The organism is Achromobacter sp. Marseille-Q0513 (genome assembly GCF_018195695.1).
Lineage (GTDB): Bacteria > Pseudomonadota > Gammaproteobacteria > Burkholderiales > Burkholderiaceae_B > Achromobacter.
Genome location: NZ_JAGTJY010000203.1, coordinates 1 through 10,618, shown reverse-complemented (window position 1 = coordinate 10,618; position 10,618 = coordinate 1). Strand labels below are relative to the sequence as shown.

General features: G+C 70.4%; 12 protein-coding genes. 5 read left to right on the top strand and 7 right to left on the bottom strand.

Annotation, left to right across the window (positions count from 1 at the left end; all coding sequences use genetic code 11):
- Positions 1-87: 87 nt before the first annotated feature.
- On the top strand, positions 88-1,266 hold the full coding sequence (lptG, locus tag KDH83_RS26710; RefSeq protein WP_212321252.1) for an LPS export ABC transporter permease LptG: 1,179 nt from the start codon (positions 88-90) through the stop codon (positions 1,264-1,266).
- On the top strand, positions 1,263-2,096 hold the full coding sequence (locus tag KDH83_RS26705) for a symmetrical bis(5'-nucleosyl)-tetraphosphatase (RefSeq protein ID WP_212321251.1): 834 nt from the start codon (positions 1,263-1,265) through the stop codon (positions 2,094-2,096). The genes lptG and KDH83_RS26705 overlap by 4 nt, the downstream gene beginning before the upstream one ends.
- A gap of 50 nt (positions 2,097-2,146) precedes the next feature.
- On the opposite strand, the gene KDH83_RS26700 is transcribed toward KDH83_RS26705, so the two are convergent.
- The 6 genes from KDH83_RS26700 to KDH83_RS26675 all read right to left on the bottom strand — a co-directional run bounded on the left by KDH83_RS26700 (position 2,147) and on the right by KDH83_RS26675 (position 6,519).
- A complete protein-coding gene (locus KDH83_RS26700; RefSeq protein WP_212321250.1) occupies positions 2,147-2,887 on the bottom strand; it encodes a lysophospholipid acyltransferase family protein in 741 nt (246 codons plus the stop codon).
- The gene (locus KDH83_RS26695) at positions 2,884-4,182 is read right to left on the bottom strand and encodes a dihydroorotase (RefSeq protein ID WP_212321241.1); all 1,299 of its coding nucleotides are present in this window, start codon (positions 4,180-4,182) and stop codon (positions 2,884-2,886) included. Before KDH83_RS26695 ends, KDH83_RS26700 begins: the two co-directional genes overlap by 4 nt.
- Entirely contained in the window at positions 4,179-5,207 is a 1,029-nt protein-coding gene (locus KDH83_RS26690; protein ID WP_212321239.1) for an aspartate carbamoyltransferase, read from the bottom strand. The genes KDH83_RS26695 and KDH83_RS26690 overlap by 4 nt, the downstream gene beginning before the upstream one ends.
- 16 nt (positions 5,208-5,223) lie before the next feature.
- Entirely contained in the window at positions 5,224-5,622 is a 399-nt protein-coding gene (ruvX, locus tag KDH83_RS26685; RefSeq protein WP_103272320.1) for a Holliday junction resolvase RuvX, read from the bottom strand.
- Positions 5,615-6,202 carry a YqgE/AlgH family protein gene (locus KDH83_RS26680; RefSeq protein WP_212321237.1) on the bottom strand — a complete coding sequence of 196 codons (588 nt, stop codon included), beginning with the start codon at positions 6,200-6,202 and terminating at the stop codon, positions 5,615-5,617. Before KDH83_RS26680 ends, ruvX begins: the two co-directional genes overlap by 8 nt.
- A 152-nt stretch (positions 6,203-6,354) precedes the next feature.
- Complete coding sequence (locus KDH83_RS26675; protein WP_003814980.1) at positions 6,355-6,519, bottom strand: rubredoxin; 165 nt, start codon at positions 6,517-6,519, stop codon at positions 6,355-6,357.
- A gap of 161 nt (positions 6,520-6,680) precedes the next feature.
- Here KDH83_RS26675 and KDH83_RS26670 point away from each other — a divergent pair, with 161 nt between their 5' ends.
- From KDH83_RS26670 to hemL, 3 genes are read left to right on the top strand one after another with little or no spacing between them, the layout of a single operon-like run.
- Entirely contained in the window at positions 6,681-7,493 is an 813-nt protein-coding gene (locus KDH83_RS26670) for a hydroxymethylpyrimidine/phosphomethylpyrimidine kinase (RefSeq protein ID WP_103272318.1), read from the top strand.
- Positions 7,490-8,155 carry a thiamine phosphate synthase gene (thiE, locus tag KDH83_RS26665; protein ID WP_212321235.1) on the top strand — a complete coding sequence of 222 codons (666 nt, stop codon included), beginning with the start codon at positions 7,490-7,492 and terminating at the stop codon, positions 8,153-8,155. Before KDH83_RS26670 ends, thiE begins: the two co-directional genes overlap by 4 nt.
- A 5-nt stretch (positions 8,156-8,160) precedes the next feature.
- Complete coding sequence (gene hemL, locus KDH83_RS26660) at positions 8,161-9,438, top strand: glutamate-1-semialdehyde 2,1-aminomutase (protein ID WP_212321233.1); 1,278 nt, start codon at positions 8,161-8,163, stop codon at positions 9,436-9,438.
- 90 nt (positions 9,439-9,528) lie between these two features.
- Here the strand turns inward: hemL and KDH83_RS26655 are convergent, their stop codons facing one another.
- Complete coding sequence (locus KDH83_RS26655; RefSeq protein ID WP_212321231.1) at positions 9,529-10,266, bottom strand: lytic transglycosylase domain-containing protein; 738 nt, start codon at positions 10,264-10,266, stop codon at positions 9,529-9,531.
- Between the last annotated feature and the right edge of the window lie 352 nt (positions 10,267-10,618).

Here is a 10,618-nt window from a genome sequence, read left to right as displayed (position 1 = left end):
AAATATTTCCGGCGCCGCCCCCCATGTCGGGCAGCCGGATTTGTTAAGCTTTCACGTTTACGCGCTTTCCTCAGACCGTCCTTTTTCATGCGTACCGCCCGTCGCTACCTGGCCCGCGAAATCTATCGCTCCTGCGCTGTGGTCCTTTTGGCCCTGCTGGGCCTTTTCACGTTCTTCGCGATGGTGGACGACCTGGACAACGTGGGCGAGAAGTTCACGATGATGGCGCTGCTCTACATGCAGGCGCTGGCCCTTCCCACCCGCCTCTACGACCTGCTGCCCATCGGCCTGCTGATCGGCGCCATCCTGGCGCTGGCCGGCCTGGCGCAACGCAACGAACTGGTGATCCTGCGCGTGTCCGGGGTCAGCGGCATGCGCCTGCTGCGCATGCTTTGGATCGTCACCATCCCGCTGATGATCGGCGCGGCGCTGCTGTCCGAATACGTCACGCCCTGGGCCGAGATGAAATCCGGCGAAGCCAACCTGGCCCTGCGCGGCAAGGCCGGCGGCGACCGCCTGAACAGCGGCTACTGGTTCAAGGAACCCACTGCCAACGGCGGCACCCGCATCATCAACATCGGCGACCTGAAGGGCGACGGCCAGGTGGCCAACGTCACGCTGTACGAGTTCAAGAAGAACCTGACGCTGTCGGTGCTGTCGACGGCGCCCGTTGGCGTGTTCTCCCATGGCGACCTGGTGCTCAAGGACGTGTCCGAGACGCGCCTGGACGACGAGGCCGCCGACGCGCTGGCCAACGCCCGCCCGCCCAAGAATCCGCCGGCCGCCGTGGTCAAGGTGCCCGAGCGCACCATCGACACCACGCTGAGCGCCGAGCGCCTGATCGCCCGCGTGCTGACGCCCGAGCGCATGTCCATCGTGACGCTGCTCGACTATGTGGATTATTTGCGCAACAACCAGCTTCAATATGGTCGACAGGTCGTGGCCCTGTGGCGCAAACTGGCGTATCCGTTCACGCTGCTGGTCATGATCACCATCGCCGCCCCCATCGGCCTGATGCAGACGCGCCGGGGCGGCGTGGGCGCGAAAGTCTTCATCGGCATCCTGCTGGGCGTGGGCTTCTTCATGCTTAACCAGCTGGCATTGAACGTGGGCATGTTGGGCAAGTGGCCGCCCTGGCTGACCGCCTTGGGCCCGAACATCGGGGCCATGATCCTCGCCTTCGGCGCCATGTCCTACATGGAATACCGCCACGCCTTGGCGCGGTTCTTCCAACAACGCTGGCCCTGGAGCAAGAGTCCCGCATGAACGGCAGTATCTGGATGATCGGCGACGTGCAGGGTTGCTGCTCGCCGCTGGATCGCTTGCTGTCCCATCCCGAGCTGGCGGGCGATCCGCACTCGCGCCTCTGGTTCGCCGGCGACCTGGTCAATCGCGGCCCGGAATCGCTGGCCACCCTGCGCCGCATCATCGATCTGGGCGACCGCGTCACCGCCGTGCTCGGCAACCACGACCTGCACCTGCTGGCCGCGGCCGCCGGCGTGCGCAAGCCGTCCAAGTCCGACACGCTGGAAGACATCCTCCGCGCGCCCGACGCCGCCGCCCTGATCGACTGGCTGCGCTTCCGCCCGCTCGCGCATTTCGAGCAGAACCACCTGATGGTCCACGCCGGCACGCTGGCGAAATGGGACGTGGCCAAGACCCTGGCGCTGGCCGGCGAGGTTCAGGACGCGCTGCGCGGGCCGAACTGGCAGAAGGCGCTGCAGAAGATGTACGGCAACGAGCCGGCCACCTGGAAGGAAGACCACACGGGCGGCAAGCGCATGCGCGTCATCATCAACGCGCTGACCCGCATCCGCCTGTGCACGCCCAACGGCCACATGGAATTCGCCACCAAGGTCGCGCCCGGCGCCTGGCCGCCCAACCTGATGCCCTGGTTCGACGTGCCCAATCGCGCCACGCGCGACGTCACTACCGTCTTCGGCCATTGGTCCACGCTGGGCCTGCTGCTGCGCCCGGACGTGATATGCCTGGACACCGGCTGCGTCTGGGGCGGCGCGCTGACCGCGCTGCGCCTGCAGGACCGCAAGCTGGTGCAGGTGAAGTGCTCGCGCTTCCAGGATCCGAACGCCGAATGAGGCATGCCTGCCGGCCCGACGACGGGTCCGGCGGCGCTCACCCCCGATAACTACAGCGCCCGCTGAATCGCGTCGCGCGCCTGGTGCGACAGCTCCAGCCGCGTCGGCAGGCTGCCGTCCGCGTTGCGGGTCGCCAGCGGCGGCAGGAACGCAACTTCGACGGACAGGCCGGTGGTGCCCATGACGCGCCACAGGTTGGCCACCAGGCTTTCGTCGCCGACGAAGGCAGCGAAACCGCTGCGCTGGCCGTGCTGCAGGAAACGCAGGGCCACGGGCTGGATCTCGACGGCGGCCGCGCGGGCCGGCTCGAACAGGCTGGCGTGGAACGGACGCAGCTCGAAGCCCTCGCTGGTCGTGCCTTCGGGAAACAGGCCCACCGCATCGCCCTGGCGGAAACGCGCCTGCATGGACTCGCCCATCGCATGCACCGCGTGGCGCTGGCCGCGTTCGATGAACAGCGTGCCGGCGCCGGCCACCAGCCAGCCGATGACGGGCCAGCTGCGGATCTCGCTCTTGGCCACGAAGGACGTGGCGCGCGCCGAGTTCAGCACGAAGATATCGATCCACGACACGTGGTTGGCCACCAGCAGCACGGGACCGGTCATGCGCGGTTCGCCCCGGAAGACGACCCGCACGCCACAGGCGGCCATGAGGAAGCGCGACCAGCTGCGGTTGAGCCAGGCGCGCGATTTCGGTCTGAGCCACGGATACACCAGGCCCACGCAAAGCAGGCCGAACACGATCCACGGCAGGACGAGGAAAAGCCGAAGGACAAAGCGCAGCAGCTTCAAGCAGGAGTCTCCCAGGCCAGGCTGCCACCCACCACGGTGACGCGTACGCGGCCGGGCAGCATCATACCCGCGAACGGGCTGAGGGCGCTGCCACAAGGCAGCATTGCGGAATCCGGCGCCTGTTCCGCGTCCAGGTCGACCAGGCACAGATCGGCGGGCGCGCCCGGGGTCAGGGTGCCGGCCAGGGCCGTGCCGCCCGGCGCTTGCGGCGCCACGGCGCGCAGCACGGCCGCCGGGCCGCTGGTCACCCGCGCCAGCGCCTCGGCCAGCGGCACGCGCTGGTCGCGCGCCCATTTCAGCGTCAGCGGCAGCAGCGTGGCCAGTCCGGACGCGCCGGGCTGGGCCTCGGCGTAGGGCGCGGCCTTACCGGCCGCCGTCACCGCCGTATGGTCCGAACACAGCGCATCGACGGTGCCGTCGGCCAGCCCGGCGCGGATGGCGTCGCGATCGCGCTGGCCGCGCAGCGGCGGTTGCAGGCGGTAGCGAGCATCGAAGAATCCGATGTCCACGTCGGTCAGGTGCAGGTGATTGGCCGACACGTCGCAGCTGACGGGCAGTCCCTCGCGCTTGGCCGCGCGCACCAGCGCCAGGCCGGCGGCGCTGGACAGGCGCGACAGGTGCACGCGCGCACCGGTGTCGCGCTGCAATTCGAACAATGTTTGCAGGGCCACCGTTTCAGCCAGGTCCGGCAGGCCTTCCAGGCCCAGCCGCGCCGCATAAGCGCCGCCGGCCGCAGAGGCGCCGCGCGCCAGCCAGGGATCCTGCGGCCGCAGCCACAAGGCCAGGCCGACGCCGGCGGCGTAGCGCATGGCGTTCCATAGCAGGCGGGTATCACTCAGGCCAGCCTCGCCCTGCCCGAACGCCAGGCAGCCCGCCTGGGCCAGCAGGCGCAGTTCGGCCAGGGCCTCGCCGCGCAGGCCCGGCGTCAGCGCGCCCACGGCGTGGATGCGGCACGGTCCGGCCGACAGTGCATTCAAGAAGGCATGCGCCCGCGCGGGATCGTCCAGCATGACGCCGCCATCGGGCGGCTGCACCAGCCGGGTCACGCCGCCCGCCAGCGCGGCGCGCTGCGCATCCTGCGACGGCGAAGCATCGGGATTGGCCACGCGCGCGCACAGGTCCACCAGGCCCGGCAGCACCGCCAGGCCGTCGGCCTCGATGCGCCGATCGGCGCGGAATCCCGCTGGCGCGACGTCCACGGCGGCCACCTGGCCGTCGACGATGTACAGGTCTGCCCGCCGGTCCACGCCGGCGGCGGGGTCGATCAGCCTGCCATTGGCGATATGCAGCCTCATGCGCGGCTCCCCGGGGCCAGCGCGCGGCCCAGCGAGTCCGCCAATAGGCGCAGCGCCGCCAGCCGCAGCCCGTGCTCCAGCGCATCCCGCTCATGGCCGGCCCGCGCCAGCGCGGCGTCGAACGTGGCCTCGGCTTCGATGCCGGCCTGAAGCCCGGCGGCGGACAGCAGCAGCGCATCGGGCCGCGCCAGGGCCAGCGCCCGCGGGCTGAGCCGGTAGCCGGCGGCGTAGTCGCGCGGCGACGGCAGTCGCCCGGCGGCGACCGCCTCGGCGCTCAGCGGCAACAGGATGATGACGTCGGCATCGCGCAGCCCCTCGTCCAGCGCGCTGAACGGAAATACGCCCAGCTGCGGCAGGCCCTCGGGCAGCAACGCCGGCGGCGCGGCCACGCGCAGCTCGGGCACTCCCAGCGTGGTGAGGGCATGGATCAGGGAACGGGCCAGGCCCGAATGGCGCACGTCGCCCACCAGCGTGACGACCAGGCGCGTCAGGTCGGGCTTGGCGCGCAGGATGGCGCGCAAGAGCGCCAGCGCGGCCAGCGGATCGGCATGAACGCCGTCGCCCGCGTTCAGGACGCGCAGGCCCGGCGCGGCGGCGTGATCGAAGCCGCCATCAAAGAGACTGTTTCCGAAAGGACCGCCTGCGGCAGCGCCGCCGCCCCGCGCATGCGTGGCGGCCCAGTGCGTCGCCGCCCACACCGCGGCGCCGCTGGCGGGATGGCCCAGCACCAGGATGCCGGGCGGCAAGCCGGCCACGGCTTCGGCCAGCGGCTCGGCGGGATCCAGCGCCGTGACGGGCAGCAGCAACTGTTCGGCGGCGCGCCAGTAGGCCGCGCGCGTGGCGCGACGCGTGTCGGGCAGGCGCAGGAACACCGGCGGCAGCGGGCCGTAGCCTGCCGCTGGCCAGGAGGGTTCATCGGCCGCCGCCGCCGTCTCCAGCAGCCGCTCGGCATGGCGGCGCGGCAGGCCTTCCGTGCTGAGCAGGTGTATCAGTTCGCCGCGGCGGTCGAGTTGCGGATTGAGCATGGGCGTCGCGCCGGCGTCAGGCGGGCAAGGCGTCCAGATAGCGCTGCAGGATCACGGCCGCGGCCATGGCGTCGTCGGCGGCGTGCGTGCCCAGCAGGCGCTGCGCCTCCATGCTGGAGCCGCGCTCGTCGACCAGCTCCACCGCCATGCCGAAGCGGCCGTTCAGTTGATTGGCGAAGCGACGGCAGCGCGCGGTGGCCGGCTGTTCGCCGCCGTCTGCGGTCAACGCCAGGCCCACGACCAGGCGCTGCGGCTGCCATTCGCGCAGCAACGCCTCGATGCGCGCGAAGCGCGCGTCGCGCACTTCACCGTGAATGATCTCCAGCGGCCGGGCGTGGCGCGTCAGCGTGTTGCCGATGGCCACGCCGATCTTCTTCTCGCCGAAGTCGAAGGCCAGCAGGGTTTCTTCAGGCATGGCCCGCGTCGCCCGCCAGCATCACCGGATCGATGCCCAGCAGCTTGAGCGCGGCGGGATAGCGTTCCTCGGGCGGCACGTCGAAGATGATGTGATCGTCGGCGCCCACGCTCAGCCAGGCGTTCTGGCCCATCTCGCTTTCGAGCTGGCCCGCGCCCCAGCCGGCGTAGCCCAGCGTGACCAGCATGCGCGCCGGCCCCTTGCCGTCGGCGACGGCCTGCAGCACATCGCGCGAGGTGGTCAGCGCCATATCGCCCAGCTTGATGCTGGAGCTGTAGTCGCCGGCCGGCGCGTGCAGCACGAAGCCACGGTCGGTCTGCACCGGACCGCCGAAGAAGACCAGCGTGTCCTTGACCGGGCCGATTTCCAGCTCCAGGTCGATGCGCTCGAACAGCGTGCCCAGCGTCAGGTCGGTGGGCCGGTTGATGACCAGGCCCAGCGCGCCGCGCTCGGTGTGCTCGCAAATGTAGATGACGGAGCCCGCCAGGCTGCCCTCGACCATGCCGGGCATGGCGATCAGGAACTGGTTGGCGAAATTGGCCGCCTGCGTCGTCGTGTCTTCGTGGTGTTGTTCCGTCATGGCAACCCCTAGCCTAGTAGTCTGATTAAACCCCGGGGCCGGGCCGCTGACGCGGCCCTCCCATGCTTGGCGGCAGACCATTCTTGCAGTGACCAGGACGGGGCCGCGCCCCGTCCCGCTCGCCCTGGCGGAATATGTCGGCTTGAGCGGATTCAGATTTCCATCAGTTCGAAATCCTCTTTGCGCGCGCCGCATTCGGGACAGACCCAGTTCGGCGGCACGTCTTCCCAGCGGGTGCCGGGAGCGATCCCTTCGTCGGGCAGGCCGGCCTCTTCATCGTAGACCCAGCCGCAAATCAGACACATCCAAGTACGCATAGCTCTCTCTTACATCAAATCCCGGTTACTGCCCGCGCAGCGGGGGCAGGGCAAAGACGGGGTGCATCCATTAGAATGGGGACAATCTTACCGAAACCCAATAGGGGTTCCCCTGATTCTCCGCAAACGGGTCGGGGCGCCCTTGATCTAGCGCTGTCCACGTGGCTCCCGTTACCCCCCCTCTCGTTTTGGTCCTCGGTCCGCTCGATCCTTCGGGCGCCGACGGTTTGCCGGCAGACGCCGTCACCTGCGCCCGCCTGGGCTGCCACGGCCTCGCCGCGGTCACGGCCCTGACCGTGCAGGACACCGCCGGCATCGAGGAAATCCATCCCGTTTCGCCAGACTTGCTGGACGATCAGGCGCGCTGCCTGCTCGAAGACATGTCCGTGCAGGCCATCAAGGTGGGCGGACTATACACCGCCGAAACGGCAAGCGTGGCGGCGCAGATCGCCGCCGACTACAGCCAGGTCCCGCTGGTGCTGCACCTGGGCCAGCGCGCCCAGCTGCCGCCGACCGACGCCGCCGACGAGGACGACGCCGACGATCTGCTGGCGGCCACGCTGGAGCTGGTGCTGCCGCAGACCGACCTGCTGGTCATCGAGCACCTGCGCCTGGCGCAGTGGCACGCCGACGGCGACATCGATATCGGGGACGCACCTACTCCCATGCACGCCCTGGTGGCGGCCGGCGCCCAGTGGGTGCTGGTGCTGGGCAGCCCGCAACGGCCCGGCCACTACGCCAACGTGCTGCTCGGCCCCGGCGGCCAGACCAGCACCTATCCCTGGCAGGCGCCGCCCGATCGCAACGGTGACGCCGGCGGCCTGGCCGCCACGGCCATCACCGCCATGCTGGCGCGCGGCCTGGAAATGCCCGAGGCCGTGCGTCAGGGCCTGGCCCACGCCGACGCCGCCGTCGCCTCCAGCTTCCTGCCCGGCATGGGCCGGCGCATCCCCTACCGGATCCAACCGCAATGAAAGCCCTGCGTTTTCCCGCCGGCCTTTACGGCGTGACGCCCGAATGGGATGACACCGAACGCCTGCTGCAGGCCGTGCGCGCCGCCGCCGAGGGCGGCATGCGCGCGCTGCAACTGCGCCGCAAGAACGTGCCCGACGCCGAGCGCGCCGCCCAGGCGCGCGCGCTGGCGCCGCTGTGCCGCGAGCTGGGCGTGGTATTCCTGATCAACGACGACTGGAAGCTGGCGCTGGACGTCGGCGCCGACGGCGCCCACGTGGGCCGCGACGACGACAGCCTGGCGCGCATCCGCGCCGAGGCCGGCCCCGACCTGATCCTGGGCGGCTCCAGCTACGACGACCTAGACCGCGCCCGCGAACTGCTCGACGCCGGCGCCGACTACATCGCCTTCGGCGCCATGTTCGCGTCCACCGTCAAGCCCGATACCGTGCGCGCGCCGCTGTCGGTGCTGACCGAGGCCAGGAAGCTGGTGGAGACGTTCGACGGCCCCCGGCCCGCCGTGGTCGCCATCGGCGGCATCACGCCCGACAACGCGCGCCTGGTGGCCCAGGCCGGCGCCGACTCGATCGCCGTCATCACCGCGCTGTTCGCCGCGCCCAGCGTGCGCGCCGCCGCGGCCGCCTGCGCCGCGCCCTATTCCATCAACCCCAAATCCAAGCCCTGACCGCCATGTCCAGCAACGCCCAGCTCTTCGAACGCGCCTGCCGCAGCATCCCCGGCGGCGTCAACTCGCCCGTGCGCGCCTTCCGCTCCGTGGGCGGCACGCCGCGGTTCATCAAGCGCGCGCAAGGCCCCTACGTCTGGGACGCCGAGGACAAGCAGTACATCGACTACGTGGGATCCTGGGGTCCGGCCATCCTGGGCCACTCGCATCCCGAGGTCGTGCGCGCGGTGCAGGAAGCCGCCGTCCACGGCCTGTCGTTCGGCGCTCCCACCGAGGCCGAGATCGAACTGGCCGAAACGCTGATCGCCCGCCTGCCGTCGCTGGAACAGGTGCGCCTGGTCAGCTCCGGCACCGAGGCCACCATGACGGCCATCCGCCTGGCGCGCGGCGCCACCGGACGCGCCAAGATCGTCAAGTTCGAAGGCTGCTACCACGGCCATTCCGACAGCCTGCTGGTCAAGGCCGGCTCGGGCCTCCTGACCTTCGGCAATCCCAGCTCGGCCGGCGTGCCGCCCGAATTCGTCGCGCACACGCTGACCCTGGAATACAACAACCTGGACGCCGTGCGCGAGGCCTTCGCCCAGCACGGCGCGGACATCGCCTGCATCATCGTCGAGCCGGTCGCCGGCAACATGAACCTGATCAAGCCGGCCGCGGGCTTCCTGGAAGGCCTGCGCGAGGTCTGCACGGCCCATGGCGCGCTGCTGATCTTCGACGAAGTGATGACCGGTTTCCGCGTCGGCCCGCAAGGCGTGCAGGGCCTGACCGGCGTCAAGCCCGACCTGACCACGCTGGCCAAGGTGATCGGCGGCGGCATGCCGGTGGGCGCCTTCGGCGGCAGCGCCGACATCATGAAGCACATCGCCCCGCTGGGCGGCGTCTACCAGGCCGGCACGCTGTCGGGCAATCCGGTGGCCGTGGCAGCGGGCCTGGCCACGCTGCGCCTGATCGCCGCGCCCGGGTTCTACGAAAAGCTGTCGGCCCAGACCGCCAAGCTGGCCCAGGGCCTGCAGGAGCGCGCCCGCGCCGCCGGCCTGGCCTTCTCGGCCGACTCGGTGGGCGGCATGTTCGGCATCTACTTCAGCGAGCGCATCCCCGCGTCCTTCGCCGAAGTCTCGGCCTGCGACACCGCGCGGTTCAATCGCTTCTTCCACGCCATGCTGGACCACGGCGTGCATTTCGCGCCGTCCGCGTTCGAAGCCGGCTTCGTCTCGGCCACGCATGACGACGCCGTCATCGCGGCCACGCTGGACATCGCCGAGAAGGTCTTCGCGACGCTGTGAGCGCGCGGGGCGGCCGCGCGCCGCCCGCCTTCCAGACGCATCCCCCGCCCGGCGCGCTCCGCGTCGGACGGCGGCGCATTGCGGCACGGCTCACGGCGCCTTGTAGCGCTGGTAGAGCGCCGTCACCGCTCTCACGTACTGCTGCGTTTCCGCATACGGCGGCACCCCGTCGTACTTGCTGACCGCGCCCTCGCCCGCGTTGTAGGCGGCCAGCGCCAGGTCCAGCCTGCCCGGGTACTGGTCCAGCAGGCGCCGCAAGTGCCGCGAGCCCAGCCGCACATTGGTCGCCGGATCCACCAGCGCCCGTTCCATGTTGTCCACCGTCAGCAGCGTGGCGGCGGTCGCCGGCATCAGCTGCATCAGGCCCAGCGCGCCCTTGGGCGAGCGGGCATCGCTGCGGAATCCCGACTCCACCGCGATCACCGCGGTCAGCAGCGCCCGGTCCACGCCCGAATCCAGCGCCGCCTGCGCGATCAGCCCGTCGTGCAGGGCCGGCGGCGGTCCGTCCCAAGGCAGGGCCAGCCTCGACGCCCAGATGATCAGGCCCGGCCGGCGCGCGCCCTGTCCGGACTCCGGCTCGCACATCAGGCACAGCGGCGCGCTGCGCACGGCCACCCGGGGCAAGGGCCGCGCGCCATGCCTGACATAGCCCTTGGGCACCTTCATGCTGCGCCAGACGCCGTGGGGGTCCTTGTAGCGGTAGGTCTCCATGGCCGCCGCGCCGCGCGGAGCCAGCGCGGCGCCGGCGGCCAGGACCAGCAGCGCCGCCCAGCCGCCGGCGCGCGCCAGGAAGGCACGCGGGGCGGCAGAAAGAATGCGTGGCGCCATGGGTGGACTCCGGCGGTATCCGGCAAGGCGCCCGGCGCGCAGGCGCGTCGGGCAGGAGGCCCTATGCTGCGCCGCCGAGCCGGCCTTGTCGCTCCTGCCTACGAACTAATGCGCGACGTCGGGCCCAGATCAAGGGAAAAACAGGGACGGCACTAAGGCTTTTGGCGGGCACGCCGTTGCATAAGGTGCCAGTGGTCATGGGCATGAGTTAATATATGACCTAATATTTCGTTTAATTACTAAATGAGTGAACCGGCCGGCAGCGCCGGGCAGGAGGCTGACATGGACGCAAACAACTCGCTCCAGCTACTGCTGGACGCCAACACCCACGTCCTGACGGCGATCTATACCC